This window comes from Halobacterium yunchengense (genome assembly GCF_037031165.1).
GTDB lineage: Archaea > Halobacteriota > Halobacteria > Halobacteriales > Halobacteriaceae > Halobacterium > Halobacterium yunchengense.
Map to the genome: position 1 here is coordinate 56850 of NZ_JAYEZL010000004.1, position 14648 is coordinate 71497.

14 protein-coding genes are annotated in these 14648 nt (G+C 70.9%); 4 read left to right on the forward strand and 10 right to left on the reverse strand.

What is annotated here, in order from left to right; all coding sequences use genetic code 11:
- Positions 1 to 142 precede the first annotated feature (142 nt).
- Entirely contained in the window at positions 143 to 1015 is an 873-nt protein-coding gene (locus U5911_RS12250; protein WP_336037222.1) for a fumarylacetoacetate hydrolase family protein, read from the reverse strand.
- A 99-nt stretch (positions 1016 to 1114) separates the two neighbouring features.
- Between U5911_RS12250 and U5911_RS12255 the strand changes: the two genes are divergently transcribed.
- Positions 1115 to 1891, forward strand: a complete 777-nt coding sequence (locus U5911_RS12255) for an SDR family oxidoreductase (RefSeq protein WP_336037223.1) — start codon at positions 1115 to 1117, stop codon at positions 1889 to 1891.
- 52 nt (positions 1892 to 1943) lie between these two features.
- Here the strand turns inward: U5911_RS12255 and U5911_RS12260 are convergent, their stop codons facing one another.
- From U5911_RS12260 to U5911_RS12270, 3 genes are all read right to left on the reverse strand, one after another.
- Positions 1944 to 2960: an aldo/keto reductase gene (locus U5911_RS12260; protein ID WP_336037225.1), complete on the reverse strand. Its 1017-nt coding sequence runs from the start codon at positions 2958 to 2960 to the stop codon at positions 1944 to 1946.
- A gap of 88 nt (positions 2961 to 3048) precedes the next feature.
- Complete coding sequence (locus U5911_RS12265) at positions 3049 to 4146, reverse strand: Gfo/Idh/MocA family protein (RefSeq protein ID WP_336037227.1); 1098 nt, start codon at positions 4144 to 4146, stop codon at positions 3049 to 3051.
- 3 nt (positions 4147 to 4149) lie between these two features.
- On the reverse strand, positions 4150 to 5322 hold the full coding sequence (locus U5911_RS12270) for an enolase C-terminal domain-like protein (RefSeq protein WP_336037229.1): 1173 nt from the start codon (positions 5320 to 5322) through the stop codon (positions 4150 to 4152).
- Between the two features lie 108 nt (positions 5323 to 5430).
- Between U5911_RS12270 and U5911_RS12275 the strand changes: the two genes are divergently transcribed.
- Complete coding sequence (locus tag U5911_RS12275) at positions 5431 to 6276, forward strand: fumarylacetoacetate hydrolase family protein (protein WP_336037230.1); 846 nt, start codon at positions 5431 to 5433, stop codon at positions 6274 to 6276.
- A gap of 101 nt (positions 6277 to 6377) precedes the next feature.
- Here the strand turns inward: U5911_RS12275 and U5911_RS12280 are convergent, their stop codons facing one another.
- Positions 6378 to 6620: an amphi-Trp domain-containing protein gene (locus tag U5911_RS12280; RefSeq protein WP_336037232.1), complete on the reverse strand. Its 243-nt coding sequence runs from the start codon at positions 6618 to 6620 to the stop codon at positions 6378 to 6380.
- 613 nt (positions 6621 to 7233) lie between these two features.
- A complete protein-coding gene (locus tag U5911_RS12285) occupies positions 7234 to 7863 on the reverse strand; it encodes a class I SAM-dependent methyltransferase (protein WP_336037233.1) in 630 nt (209 codons plus the stop codon).
- Positions 7864 to 8019: 156 nt separating this feature from the next.
- On the opposite strand from U5911_RS12285, the gene U5911_RS12290 reads away from it, so the two are divergent.
- Positions 8020 to 9027 (forward strand): pyridoxal phosphate-dependent aminotransferase, encoded by a 1008-nt coding sequence (locus U5911_RS12290; protein ID WP_336037234.1) that lies wholly within the window; start codon positions 8020 to 8022, stop codon positions 9025 to 9027.
- 121 nt (positions 9028 to 9148) lie between these two features.
- Here the strand turns inward: U5911_RS12290 and U5911_RS12295 are convergent, their stop codons facing one another.
- Positions 9149 to 10162, reverse strand: coding sequence for a BtrH N-terminal domain-containing protein (locus U5911_RS12295; protein ID WP_336037235.1), 1014 nt, complete (start codon positions 10160 to 10162; stop codon positions 9149 to 9151).
- Positions 10163 to 10297: 135 nt separating this feature from the next.
- On the reverse strand, positions 10298 to 11320 hold the full coding sequence (locus tag U5911_RS12300) for an NAD(P)/FAD-dependent oxidoreductase (RefSeq protein WP_336037237.1): 1023 nt from the start codon (positions 11318 to 11320) through the stop codon (positions 10298 to 10300).
- 315 nt (positions 11321 to 11635) lie between these two features.
- On the opposite strand from U5911_RS12300, the gene U5911_RS12305 reads away from it, so the two are divergent.
- Positions 11636 to 12127, forward strand: a complete 492-nt coding sequence (locus tag U5911_RS12305; protein WP_336037238.1) for a redoxin domain-containing protein — start codon at positions 11636 to 11638, stop codon at positions 12125 to 12127.
- 462 nt (positions 12128 to 12589) lie between these two features.
- Here the strand turns inward: U5911_RS12305 and U5911_RS12310 are convergent, their stop codons facing one another.
- Entirely contained in the window at positions 12590 to 12946 is a 357-nt protein-coding gene (locus U5911_RS12310) for a hypothetical protein (RefSeq protein WP_336037239.1), read from the reverse strand.
- A 136-nt stretch (positions 12947 to 13082) separates the two neighbouring features.
- Positions 13083 to 14555, reverse strand: a complete 1473-nt coding sequence (locus U5911_RS12315) for a dihydrolipoyl dehydrogenase (protein ID WP_336037240.1) — start codon at positions 14553 to 14555, stop codon at positions 13083 to 13085.
- Positions 14556 to 14648 lie beyond the last annotated feature (93 nt).

Sequence of the window (14648 nt, forward strand, 5' to 3'; positions counted from 1 at the left end):
ACTTACAGGTATATTGCTGTAACGGCGGGCGCCCGTAGGCCGTCCGCTCCGGCGATTCGGCCGCCCGCGGCAGTCTCGCGTTCGGCATTACCAAACCAGCCGTGGCCGGTCTCGGGGTCCGCGTCCGCTCCGCCGGGCGGCCTCAGACCTCGACGACCGGGTTCTCCAGCACGCCGACGCCCTCGATCTCGATGCGGGTGACGTCGCCCGGGCGGAGCGTGAAGTCGTCCCCGGGCACGAGCGTCGTGCCCGTGAGCAGCACCGCGAGTTCGGGGACGGCGTTGTGCCGCCGGAAGTACGACGCGAGTTCGTCGTACGAGCGCACCATCTTCGCCGTCGACGTCGTCCCCTCGTAGACGACGCCGCCGTCGCGCTCGACGACCAGCGAAACCGCCACGTCCGCCGGGTCGATGCCGGCCGGCGAGACCACGCACGGGCCGACCGCACACGACCGGTCGTAGATCTTCGCCTGCGGGAGGTAGAGGGGGTTCGCGCCCTCGATGTCGCGGCTGCTCACGTCGTTGCCCACCGTGTACCCGACGATCTCGCCCTCGTAGAGGACGAGCCCGAGCTCCGGCTCGGGGACGTCCCACGAGGAGTCGGCCCGGACGCCCACCGCCTCGCCCGGCCCGACCGTCCGGCTCGGCGTCGCCTTGAAGAAGACCTCCGGGCGCTCGCTGTCGTAGACGTCGACGTAGATGTCCGGCGTCCCGCTCTCGGACTCCCGGGCGTCCTCGCTGATGCGGTACGTGACGCCCGCGGCCCAGACCTCGTCCGGGTCGAGCGGCCGCTTCGCGTCGGCCGCCAATCGCTCGCGCGGCACGGGGTCGGCGTCGGCGCGCAGCCACCGGACGACCTCGTCCGGCTCCGCGTCCGCGATGGTGGTCGCCGACAGCAGGTCGCGGTACGTTCGCAGGCCCCGCCTGGCCGCGGTCACGTCGTAGGCCTCCGCCTCTCGGTCCTCGCGGACGACGAGTCGCGGCGCGCCGTCGCGGGTCACTCGGAAGAACTGCATACCCCCACAGGGACCGACGGCGCCAAAAAGATTTGTGCCGGCCGACCCCGCCCGGCGCCAGGAAGGTTTACGGTGGGCCGCGGTGACACTCCGGCCGCAATGGCAGACCCACTCCTGGACGGACGCACCGCAGTGATCACTGGCGCCGCGAGCGGCAACGGCCGAGCGATCGCCGACCGGTTCGCCGCGGCGGGCGCGGACGTCGTCGTCGCGGACGTCCAGCGGGAGCCCCGGGAAGGAGGCGCGCCGACCGACGAGGCCGTCAGCGAGGACCACGGCGTCGACGCGACGTACGTGGACTGCGACGTCAGCGACCTCGACGACCTCGAGGCCGCCGTCGACGCCGCGGACGCCTTCGGCGGCGTCGACGTCATGGTGAACAACGCCGGCATCTTCCGCCGGCAGGCGTTCACCGAGGTCACCGAGGACGACTTCGACCAGCTGTTCTCCGTCAACGTCAAGGGCGTCTACTTCGGCGCCCAGTACGCCGCGCGAGCGATGCTCGAGGACGGCGGCGGCACCATCGTGAACCTCTCCAGCGTCGCCGGCCTGGAGGGGTCGGCGGGCTTCGTCACGTACTGCGCGACGAAGGGCGCCGTCCGGCTGATGACGTACGCGCTCGCCTCGGAGCTCGGACCGGAGGGCGTGCGCGTGAACGCCATCCACCCGGGCCTCATCGAGACGCAGATGACCACCGACGACGTCCCCATCGTCGGCTCGGAGCACAGCGAGCACTTCCTCGAGACCATCCCGTCGCGCCGGTTCGGCCAGCCCGAGGAGGTCGCCGACGCCGCGCTGTACCTCGCCAGCGACCGCTCCTCGTACGTCAACGGCGAGAGCCTCGTCGTCGACGGCGGCATGACCAACACCGGATAGCGGTCCACGCCCACGGATCGCCGACGGAGGCGGAGGCGACCGCCGCGCCGGCTCAGTGCCCCCAGAGCGTCCCGTCGGGCCGGTAGCGGGCGTCCATGATGCGGTCCCACTGGTCGTCGCTCAGGGACACCTCGGTCGCCGCGACGTTCTCCCGCAGTTGCTCGGGCGTCCGCGCGCCCACGATGGGGATGCACGCGAAGTCCTCCCAGTCCATCAGCCACCGGAGCGCCACCTGCGCGGGCGTCGCGTCCACCTCGTCGGCGACCGCGCGGACCGCCTCGAGGACCTTCCAGCCGCGCTCGGAGGCGTAGTAGTCGCCGAACAGGTCGTCGAAGCTCCCCCGCGCGTCGTCCGGCGCGACGACTGCCTCCGGGTCGTCGGGGTCCGCGCGCTCGTACTTCCCGGTGAGGAACCCGCCGGCCAGCGGCGAGTAGTTGCAGACCGCGAACCCCTGGTCGGCGCAGACGTCGAGGTACTCGCGGACGTCCTCGTAGTAGCCGGCGTGGTGGAGCGGCTGCGTGACGTCGAACGTCGCCAGCCCCTCCTTCTCGGCGGTCAGCTGGGCCTTCGTGAGCTGCCAGGCGGCCATCGTCGACGCGCCGAGGTAGTGGACCTTCCCGGACTCCACGAGGTGGTTGAGCGCGCGCAGCGTCTCCTCGATGGGCGTCTGTTCGTCCCACCGGTGGAGGTAGTAGACGTCGAGGTAGTCGGTCCCGAGGCGGTTCAGCGACCCCTCGACCTGGTCGAGGATGTGCTTCCGGGAGAGCCCGCGGCCGTTCGGGTCCTCCTCGTCGAACGGGAAGTACACCTTCGACGCGAGCACGAACTCCTCGCGGTCGCGGTCCTCGAGCCACTCGCCGACGAACCGCTCGCTGCGGCCGTTCGGCGTGCCGTAGACGTTCGCGGTGTCCACGAAGTTGACGCCCGCCTCGTGGGCGGCGTCGAGCAGCTCGTGTGCCCCCTCGCGCGTCGTCTCCGTCACGCCGTTCGTCTCCCGCCCGAACCGCCACGTCCCGAAGCACAGCTCCGAGACGCGCGCGCCGGTGTCGCCGAGTTGTCGGTACTGCATCGCGTGCACCACCGGCGACCAGTCACCTAATTCTTTGCAAACCGGGGTGCTGGCACGGCGACGAGACCGCCGTCGAGTGTGCCGCCCGCTACCACGACGTGATGTTGACGTCCCGGAGCGGCCGCTCGAGCGGGACGTCGACCTGGCCGCCGGTGTAGTGCGAGAGGTAGAACCCGACGATGATCTCCAGCGAGCGCGTCGCCTCGACGCCCGTCGACTGGTTGTCCGCGTCGCCGTCCAGGAGGTCGACGACGTGGCCGGCCGCGTTCGCGAACGACCCCTCGTAGTCGTCGTCCCACGTCCAGGACCCGTCGATGCCCGGCAGGGGCTCCTCGACGTGGTCGCCGTCCTCGAGGCGCCAGTACCGCCACTCGCCGTCGTCGTTGTTCAGGTAGAGCTTCCCGCCCGAGCCGACGAACTGGAAGGTCATCGAGGAGTCCGCGCGCGGAATCGTGCAGTCGATGGTCGCGAACGTGCCGTCGTCCATGACGACGAACCCGCCGCCGCCGGCGTCGTCGACGGTCCGGTCGGCGTCCAGGGACTCCACGGCCTCGTTCTCGCCCGTGACGTGCCCGCTGACGACGTCCGCGCGGGCGTCCAGGAGGTAGACGAGCGTGTCGAGGAGGTGCGTGGAGTTCCGGAGCAGTTCCATGCGGAACTGCGCGGTCACCGAGTGGACGTCCCCGAGGATTCCCTCCTCCTGGACGAGGGCCCGGAGCCGCTGGAGCTTGTCCGTGAACCGGAACGAGTGGTTGACGACGAGTTCCGTGTCGGTCTCCTCGCAGACGGCGACCATCTCGTTCGCGTCGGTCACCCGGGAGGCGATGGGCTTCTCGCACCAGACGACGGACGGCGACGCCGCCGACCGCGCGGCGTCGACGACGTGGTCGCGGTGGAGAAACGACGGCGTGCAGACGGAGACGACGTCGAGGTCCTCGGCCGCCAGCATCGCCTCGTGGCCGACGTACCGCCGGTCCGTCGGGATATCCCAGGCGTCCCCGAACCGCGCGAGCTGGTCCTCGTCGACGTCCGCGACGGCGACCAGTTCGACGCCGTCGGTGGCGTCGTAGCCGCCGGCGTGGCTCGCCCGGATCTTCTCCTCGCCGATCGCGTCCTCGTCGTGCATGCCGAGGATGCCCATCCCTGCGATGCCGCCCGTGCCGATGATGCCTGCCTTGTAGGTCATGAGTCAGTCGTAGACGTGTCTGCTGCCAGTCTGGTTCGCTTCGATGTACGCCCAGTCGTAGTCGACGCCGAGTCCCGGGCCGTCCGGGACGGGGACGCGGCCGTCCTCGACGTCGTCGAGCTGGTCGGAGTACTCGCCCTCGTAGACCGGCGGCTGCGTGTTCGCACAGTCCGGGTGGACGAGCGCGAGCTCGTAGTAGTTCGCGTTCCGGCAGGACGCGATGCAGTGTCGCTGCGCCGGCCCGGGCGCGTGGAACTCGACGTCGACGCCGAACGCCTCGGCCGTCCGCGCGATCTTCATCGCGCCCGTGATGCCCGCGTCGTACTCGGGGTCGGCGCGCAGGAAGTCGGTCGCGTTCGCCGCCACGAAGTCAGCGTGGGGCTCCAGGCCGCGGACGTGCTCGGTCTGGAGGATCGGCGTGTCGAGTCTCTCCCGGAGCTGCCGGTGGGCGTGCTGTGAGATGCCGCCGTCGCGGAACGGGTCCTCGTACCAGTAGTAGCCCTGTTCGTCGCAGGCGCGGCCGACCTGGAGCGCGTCCGCGAACGTCTCGTACTCGCAGGCGGGGTCCAGCATCAGGTCGACGTCGTCGCCGACGCGCTCCCCGACGGCGTGGACGGTCTCGATCTCGCGGTCGAGGTTCCGCGACGCGTCGCTGCCGCCCCAGCCGTGGATCTTGAACCCGCCGAAGCCGCGGTCGCGACACTCCTCGGCGAAGTCCGCGAACGCCTCCGGGGAGTCCAGGCCGCCGTTCTCGTCGCCGTGGTACGTCGAGGCGTACGCGTCGAGCGTCCTGCGGTACGTCCCCAGCAGTTCGTGGACGGGCGCGCCGTAGTACTTCCCCGCGAAGTCCCACAGCGCGATGTCGACGGGCCCGATGCCCATCCGGTCGTACTTCCGGAGCGCGCGCTTGAGCTCGCTCCAGTGTTTCTCCCGCTCCAGGGGGTTCCTCCCGACCAGGTAGTCCGCGACCGTGTTGAGCTGGGCGGCCGCCGGCGAGTTCCCGCCGACGTACTCGCCGGTGACGCCGGCGTCGGTGTGGACGCGGAGGGCGTAGAGGGTCCGCTCGGTCGTCGCGCCGGGCTCGTAGACGAGGTTGAAACCCGCGTCGTCGGTGCCGACGTCCTCGATCGGGTAGCTGAACTCGACGCTTTCGACGCGGGTGATTCGCGGACCCATGGGACAGCGTGCACCCAGGACTACCATAAATCTGTGCGTGCGTGTCGCGGGCCGGAGCGTTTGCTCCATCGGGAAGCTTTATGCGTGCAGCGCGGCGTCTCCGAGACGATGCGATTCGTACGGTACACGACGGCCGGAACACCGGAGTGGGGCGTGCTCGTCGACGGCGAAGTCCACGCGCTCGGCGCGCGCCCGAGCGGGCCGCCGTCGCTCGCGGAGGTCGGCGACGAGACGGTCCGGAACGACATTCGGCGCGACGTCGAGGACGGCGTTCTGCCGACCAGGGACGCGTCGGCGGTCTCGCTGCTCGCGCCCGTGCCGTCCCCCGGGAAGATCGTCTGCGCCGGCCTGAACTACCACGACCACGCGGAGGAACAGGACGAGGAACCGCCGGAGAAGCCGATGCTGTTCACGAAGTCGCCGACCGCGGTCGCGAACCCGGGCGACGCCGTCGTCCACCCGGACGGCGTCGAGCAGGTGGACTACGAGGTCGAACTCGCGGCGGTCGTCGGCCGGACGGCGACCGACGTCCCCAGGGCGGACGCCGAGGACTACGTCGCGGGCTACACCGTGCTGAACGACGTGAGCGCCCGCGACGCCCAGTTCGACGACGGGCAGTTCTTCCGCGGGAAGAGCTACGACACGTTCGCGCCGATGGGGCCGACGCTCGTCGCCGGCGACGGCTTCGACCCGAACGCCGCGGACGTGGAACTGCGCGTGAACGGGACGGTCAAGCAGGCCTCGAACACCGAGGAGTTCATCTTCGACGTCGCCGACCTGGTCTCGTACGTCAGCGGGTTCACGACGCTGCGGCCGGGCGACGTCATCTCCACGGGCACGCCGGGCGGCGTCGGCATCTTCCGGGACCCGCCGGAGCTGCTCGAGCCCGGCGACACGGTGCAGGCGGAGATCGAGACGATCGGCGTCCTCGAGAACGACGTCGTCGCGGAGTAGCCGCGGACTAACGGCGGTTCGCGGACGAACGTCGGACCATCGACGATTCGGGGGCGACCCACGGACTAACGACGCTTCCCGGCCGACCGACGTGTCCGGCACTACTCAGTCCACGAGAGCTCGTACTCGAGCTCGTAGCGCTGCTCGCCGGTCTCCGAGTCGGTGAGCCGCTCGAGTTCGACCTCGAACGTCGGCTCCGCGGGGACCGCGACGGTCTCGGAGTGGTCCGCGCTCTCAAGGTGGACCGTCCCCGAGTCAATCTGTTCGGCGGCCGCGGCGAGCGCGTCGGCGATCTCCGAGCGGGCGTGCGGTTCTTCCGTCTTGAAGAGTACTTCTTCGGGCATCAGTTCGCGTGACGCGTGCCACGCGCATCGTTCTACCCCTCGTTCTCGCGCGCCGGGAACAGCGTTCCGCGGCTCGCGCGCGGCCGCTGTCAGCGGCTTCGGCCGCCCTGCTGGCGTCAGGGCCCGTGCCCCGATTTACGGCGGCGACCCAGGCACTCCGGGGAATCGCTCTCGGCCCCGACGACCCCAGGAGAAAGATAGTTATGATGACTGTTTAAACTTCACGTCACGTATCTATCTACGTCTGTCGTGCCTCCGCGCCTGCGGTCGTCGCGCTCGGCGTCGAGGCAGTGGCGAGCACGTACGTTCGGCTCGCAGCGCTCTCTCGACGTGGTTCGGGGTATGGGCGGCTTCATCTCACGTGTCGGCCTCGGGGAACGCGACCCGAGTTGAACTGCGGCTTCGGACCGCCGTCCGTCCCCACCAAAACCAGGCCCTAAAGCCGCAAAAACGTCTCAAAGCGGCCTGCTGGGCCGTCTGCGCTCTCGCCGCCACCTGTCGTTGTGGGCTGTGTTGCGAACGGTCGCTCCCTCCACACTGAACCGAAGATACCAGTACTAATTACATACTGTATAACGAACACTAATCTGGGTGGAGCGTGCGTGGACGGCTGCTACTTCGTCGCCCTGATGGCCACGAACGAGCCGTCCCCGTAGCCGGCGTCGACCGGTTCCGGCTCCGCGACGTCCGCCGGCCAGCGGTAGACCGTCTGGACGAACTCGAAGTCCCCGAACCCGGCGGTCTCGAGCGCGTCGACGAGCTCCCCGGTCGAGACGAAGACCGCGTCCCGGTAGAAGGGGTTCTGGTCGCGGCTCTCCCTGTAGCGCTCGCCGAGGGGGCTGTGCTCGTCGATGTACCCGACCACGAGGGTGCCGTCCGGGCCGAGGACGCGTGCGGCCTCGGCGAGCGTCCGCGGGACGTCGTCGACGAAGCAGATGGTCGTCACGATCAGCGCGGTGTCGAACGCTCCGTCCGCGAACGGGAGGAACTCGGCGACTCCCCGGACCACCTCGACGCCGCGCTCGCGAGCGCGCTCTAGCATCCCTTCTGCGGGGTCGACGCCGACCTGCACGCCGAGCGGCGCGGCGAACCGCGCGCTCCCGACGCCGATCTCGACGGCGTACCCGGGCTCGGGGAGGAGTCGACGGAGGGCGGCCAGTTCGGACTGGTAGACCGCGTCGTGCTCCTCGAACCACTCGTCGTACCGGTCGGTGTGCTCCTCGAACGGCGCTACTTTCGGCATGCGCGGACGTACGCACCGGGCGGATACGAAGGTTCGGGAGCACGCACCGGGCGGATACGAAGGTTCGGGAGCACGTACCGGGCGGATACGAGGGCTCGAGCGAGTGCGGGCGCACGCCGGCAACGCTTGTTAGGGCCCACCGCGTAGGTTGTGCGCATGGACCGCACCTCGACGGCGGAGAAGGGCGGCGCGGCGTTCGACGGCGTGACGCTCCTGCTCTGCGAGAATCCGCTCCCGCCCCTCGAGGCGGCCGTCGACGCCGCCCGCGACGAACTCCCGCGGAGCAACCACTACACGGAGGCTCACTCGGCGCCGCTCCGCGAGGTCATCGCCGACCGCGTCGGCGTGCCGACCGCGAACGTCCACGTCAACGCGGGGTCGGAGCTCATCCTGCGACAGCTGTTCGACCGGTTCGGCCAGCGCGTCCACCTCCTGACGCCGACCTACCCGCTGTTCCCCGAGATCGCCGACGAGTACACCGAGACGCGGCTCCGGCCGGCGGACGACTTCCGGTTCGACCTCGGCGACCTGGCGGTCCCGGACGACGCGACGCTGGCCGTCGTCGTCAATCCCAACAACCCGAACGGCACCGGCTTCGAGATGGACGCGCTCCCCGACCTCCTCGAGGCCAACCCCGGGACGCGGTTCCTCGTCGACGAGGCGTTCGTCGACTTCGTCGACGAGTCGGTCGCGCACCTCGTGCCGGCGTACGACAACCTGCTCGTGACCCGGACGCTCTCGAAGGCTCACAGCCTGGCGGGGTTCCGCGTCGGCTACGCGATCCTCCCGGCGCCGATTGCCGACGACCTGGACGCGAGCAACGACGCCTACCCGCTGGCGCGGCCGAGCCAGGCGGCCGCCATCGCGACGCTCGAGCACGAAGCGGCTATCCGCGACCGCGTCGAGCGGCTCCGCTCGTGGACCGACGACCTCGCTGCGGAGCTCCGCTCGCTGGGCGTCCGGACGTTCCCGACGGAGACGTACTTCTTCCTCGCGGACTTCTCGCCCCGCGACGCCGGTGCCGTCGCAGCGCAGCTGCGGGAACGCCAGATCTTCGTGAAGCCGCTCGACGACGACCGGCTCGGCGACGGGTACGTGCGGATGACGACTGCGCGTCCGGAGGACAACGAGCGGGTCGTCGCGGCGCTGTCCGAGATTCTCTGACCGTCTGCGCCCGCAGCCACCGGGGTGCCGGGCTGGCCGGGGCGTACTCGGGCGCTGAGCGGACCGCGGAAAGGATACGGCCGGACGAGGCGGTCGAGCGCAGTCCGCGTTGCTGGCGCGCTCAGTCGCCGTGGCCGCCGAGCTCGTCCCGGAGGGTCCGACAGATCGCCTCCTCGCGGTCGGCGAGGTCGGCGACTCGGCTCGCCGCCTCCTCGAACGCGCCCGGCTCCGGGTCCGCCGCCGCGGCGATCTCGTCGAGCTGTGCTGCGACGCGCCGCCACTCCGCCGCGACGCCGTCCATCCGGTCGTCGACGTCCGGGGGGAGGCCGGTTCGCCTGCCGAGCTCCCCGAGGGACTCCGCGTAGAGCCCGCGGAACGCAGCGCCCTCCCCGTGTTCGTCGATGGTCCGCTCGGCCGCCCGGACCGCTCGCGTCGGGTCCGGGAGGTCCGCCCACCGGCCGAGGCTGTCGCCGAACGACCGCAGCGCGGGCAGCCCCTCGTCTCCGGGCCCCCGGGCGTCGCGCTCGACCTGGAGCGGTTCGAGCATGTACGTCGCGGTCTGCCGGAGGCCGGCGGCGATGGCGTCGGTCTCGTCGGCGTTGGGCTGCGCGTTCGTCACGACGAGGTACTCGTTCCGGTAGGCGCCGAACCGCTCGTGCGCCCACGCGTCCCGCAGCGCGGCGCGGGACACCGACTGGAGCGACGGCATCGCCGCGTCGGAGAGCCGCACGGTCTCCTCGTCGTAGCCGACGACGACCGCGACGTGCGGGGGCACGTGGGCGGGGCTGTCCGGGAGGTAGTCCAGCCGCGCCGGGTCGAGGAACAGGAGGACGGGGTCGTCCTCGGCGACGTGCCCGGCGACGTTCGCCCACGCCGTCTCGAAGTCGTCGCCCTCGCGGACCCGGTGGGGGATGCCGGTCCGCTCGAAGAACGCCCGCTCCAGCCACGTGGGGCTCGCCCGGAACGCCGCCCAGTCCGCGTCGGGGGGCTCGTAGCGGACGAACGCCGGGCCGCCGCCGATGCCGAAGCACTCCGCTTCGCTGTAGTCCAGGCCGTAATACGCCGTGACGTTCCTGAGCGCCGCAGCGCCGCAGTGGGCGCCCTGCTGGTGGGGGTAGCCGTCGACGGACTCCATACGCTGTGTACAGCGGCCGCGTAGTTAACTCTCGGGCACGACCCCGGACGGCCGACGCCGCGCTCCGGAACGGGACGGCGCCGCTCGCGTCGAGAGCCCGTTCACCTGCGTCGAGCCGCCGGCATGGGTCTGCGGTCAGTCGTCGTAGGTGTGGTACGCGACGGCCTGCTCGAGCAGTTCGTCCGGGATTCCGGGGACCTCCTCGCAGCGCACGGGGCCGGCTTCCGCCAGCACGTCGGGTTCCCGGGGGAAGTCCCGGAGCTGGAAGTGGATGTCGATACCGGCCTTCGCGCCGTCCGCGAGCGCGATGGGCACCTGGTTGTGGCCGGGCGTGAGGTCGCCGACCGCGTACACGCCGTCGACGGACGTCTGGCCGTGGTCGCCGACGTCGACGGTGCCGTCGTCGTTGACGTCGCAGCCGAGCTCCCGGGCGAGGCCGTTGTTGTACTCGGCGCCGTACATCGCGAACCCGCCCTTGTACTCGCGGACCGTGCCGTCCTCGAACTCGAGGGCCTGCAGCCAGCCGTCCTCGCCGTTCTGCACGCCGGTGACGTCCTCGTGGACGACGCCGATGGGGTGGTTCTCGAGCATCGCGGCCGTCTCGTCGCTCCACTCGGGGTCCGCGCCGCGCGTCAGCAGGTCGACGTCGTCGGTGAAGTTCAGCATGATGCCGGCGACGTGTGCGGCGCTCTCGGAGTGCCCCATGACGTAGACGGGTTCGTCGACGAACACGTGCGCGTCGCAGTGCAGGCAGTAGTGGAGGCCGCGGCCGGTCCGCGGCAGCGGCGGTTCCGGCCGCACGTCGTTCATCCCGGTCGCGAGCACGACGCGCTCCGCGCGGTAGACGGTGTCCCCGCCGGCCAGCTCGAAGCGGCCGTCGTCGGTCCGCGAACACGACGACAGCACGTCCCGGTGGACGTCGCAGCCGTACTCGCGGAGCTGGTCTTTGCCGACTGCGAGGTACTCGTTGCCGCTGGTCTCCTCGCGGACGCCGAGGACGTTGTGGACCTCCCGCATCATCGCCGCGCGGCCGCCGCCGCGGTCGACGAGCGCGGTGCTGTGCCCGAGTCGCGTGCTGTACAGCGCTGCGGTCTGTCCGGCGGGACCGCCGCCGACGACCACGACCTCGTACTCCTCGACGGACAAGTCGTCTGCCATACCTCCACAGACTCCGCCCGCCACAAAAAGGCTGACCTCCCGGCGGGACGGACTGCAACCCCCTCGGCGGGGCCCGACTGGTGCGGCGAGTCGTCGTACGGCGCGTGGTTCTGGTCGGCCGGCGCCGACGAGCGTCGACCGGCGCGTGGTTCGAGTCGACCGGCGCCGACGAGCGTCGACCGGCGAGCGGTTCTGCCGGCCGGCGCCGAAGGGTGTCGGTGGGCAGGTCCGTCGGTGGACGGACCCCACCGGAGAGTGTGGGCGAGTTCCGCGGCTTCCTGACGGTTTAGGTGTGGTGCGCGCGTCGGCTCGGGCATGTCGATCACCGTGCCCCAGTTCGAACTGGAGAACGTCGGCGCCGGCGAGTCGCCGTTCCGGCTCGCGGACGCTCTCGCGGACGACGACGTCGACGCCGTCGTGGTGTTGCTCCAGCGGGACTACCACTGCCGGAACTGCCGGCAGCAGGTCCAGGACGTCGCCGAGCGGTACGACGAGTTCGCGGCCGCGGGCGCCGTCGTCGTCTCTGTGCTCCCGGAGCCCGCGGACCGCGCGGCGGACTGGCAGGACGCCTACGACCTCCCGTACCCCCTGCTCGCCGACCCGGAGAAGGCGGTCAGCGACGACCTCGACCAGCCGACGCGGTTCGGGTTCCTGGGCGGGCTCCACGACCTCGTCGGTCGGATGCCGGAGGCGCTCGTCGTCGACGTGACCGGAGACGAGCCGGCGGTGCCGTTCGTCCACGAGGGGTCCTCGCCGGCGGACCGGCCGTCGATCGACGAACTGCTGTCGGCGGCCCGGAACTGCTGACGGCCGCTCCGGCTCCTGCCGCCCGACGGGACTGAACGCTCTCGGCGTTACGGACATAGTTACGTAACGGTTACTCCGTTACCTCGCGCTCACCGCCGCGTCGCGACGGGAGACTCGATCGGTCTGTGACGGCGTCGGCGCTCGCACGTGCGGTCGGGAGCAGCCGGCGCCGACGTTCGGGTGGCCGTGTCGACGTCGGCGCCGACTCGACGACAGCGGGTCGGGAGCGTGCTACAGGTGTAGCCGGGTCGCTGTTCGGCTGGCGCCCTGGGTCGTCGGGCGCCAACAGCAGGGACGACCGCCGACGACAAAAGGCTCGGGCGACCCCCACTACACCACCTGAGCGATGGGTAACTCCCGACTAACGCGGCCCGTCGTCCGCGACACCGACCGCGCGGTCGGCTCGGCGCGCGTCCGACCAGGAGGGCGGTCCGCATCCAGCCACGTGGACCGGCTGGCCGTTCAGAACGTGACGACTTCGTAGCCGTCGGCGACGAGGTCGCGGACGCTCGGGTGGCCGTCGTGGTCGTCGACCGTGACGACGCCGGCGTCCGCGATGGCGTCGGCGACGCCGAACGCGCCCGAACAGTAGTCGCAGGCGGCCGCGTCGTCTTTGACGGCGGCGTAGAGGTCGTGGTAGTCGTGGTCGGGGTCCTCGAGTTCGGGGATCCACTGCGTCCCGGCGCCGTCGAAGAGGAGTTCGTCGTCGTCGTCGGGGTGTTCCGCGAACTCCTTGGCGGCCTCGAGGCCGTTCACGAGCCGACCGAGGTTGCTGTGTCCGTCCGTCCCTGCCAGAATTACGATTGCTGCCCTCGTCATCGCGTCTCCCCGTACGAGGGGTTACCGCAAGTAAGTGCGAGTAGCGGCGGTTCTCGTCCCGAGCGACGACGCGAGACGCGAGCAGTCCCCGACTCGACGCTGTGGCGGGCGCCTGCGCCGCCCACCGGACGCGCACTCAGTCGTGGTCGTGGTCGTGGTCGTGGTCGTGGTCGTGGTCGTGGTCGTGGTCGTGGCCGCCGCCGCGCGTGAACCGCCCGGAGAACGCGCGGTCGACGACCTCCGGGAGCGCGGGGTGGACGTGCACCGCTTCGCGGATGTCCCGTACCGTGCCCGACCCGGCCTTCATCGCGACGACGACCTCCTGGATCAGCGTCGACGCGTCCGGTCCCACGACGTGACAGCCGAGGATCTCGCCGTCGAGGTCGACGAGGACCTTCACGAAGCCGTCGGCGTGCATCGCGTCGCCGCGCGCGGTGTCCGCGTAGTCGTACGTGCTGGTGGCGTACTCGCGGCCGGCCTCGCGGAGCTCCGCCTCGGTGGCGCCGACGCCGGCGACCTCCGGCGACCCGAACACCGCGAACGGCATCGCCGTGTAGTCGACTGGCTCGAGGCGGTCGCCGAAGCGGTTCCGCACGACCGCCTGCGCCTCGTGGTTGGCGTTGTGCTTCAGGAGGTACTCGCCGACGACGTCCCCGAGCGCCCACACGCCGTCGGCGTCCGTCCGCAGGTACTCGTCCGTCTCCACGAAGCCGCGGTCGTCGGTCCGGACGCTCGTGTTCTCGAGGTCCAGCGTGTCCGTGTTGGGACGGCGGCCGGCCGCCACGAGCAGTTCGTCGCCGGTCACGGAGACCGTCTCGCCGTCCGCGACCGGGCCGCCGTCGTCGCCGTACTCGTACTCGCGGGCCTCGACCGTGACCTCGCCGCCGTCCCGACCGACGCCGGTCACCTCGAAGCCCGTGTACACGTCGAAGCGGTCGGCGTACGTCTCGGTGAACGCCGCTGCGACCTCGTCGTCGGCGTCCGGCAGGAGGTTCGGCCGCCGCCCGACGATGGACACCTCGCTGCCGAACGTCCCGAAGAAGTGCGCCAGTTCGGCGGCGATGTACCCGCCGCCCACCACGACGAGGTGTTCCGGCCGCTCGGTGAGCTGCAGGGCCTCCGTGCTGGTGAGGTAGTCGACGTCCTCGATGCCGTCGATGGGCGGAATCGCCGGCCGGGTCCCCGCCGCGATCAGCACCGTGTCCGCGGTCAGCACCGCGCCGTCGTCCTCGCCGCCGGCGACCTCGACCGTGCGCTCGTCGACGAACCGCGCCTCCCCCTCGAAGAGGTCGTGGCGGTCCGAGGACTGCAGGCCGCGGCGGATCGACGCGGAGTCGCCGTGCACGTCCTCGGTGACCGCCTCGACGATGTCCGCGAACGCGACGTCGCGGACCTCGGCGTCGATGCCGAACTCGCCGGCGCGCTCGACGGTCTCGAGGACGTCCGCGTGGTACAGCAGCATCTTCGACGGGATGCAGCCCCGGTTCAGGCAGGTCCCGCCGACCCGTCCCTTCTCGACGATGGCGACGGACAGCCCCCGGTTCGCGGCGACGTTCGCCACGTCCAGTCCGGAGCCGGTCCCGACGACGAGGAAGTCGAACTCCTGCATGCCGGGTGGTACTCGCCCCCGCGTAATCAAATCCCGGCACGCAGCGATTCCGGCCTGCTGGGCCCCGGGGTTACCGTCGGCTCACGAGAACAG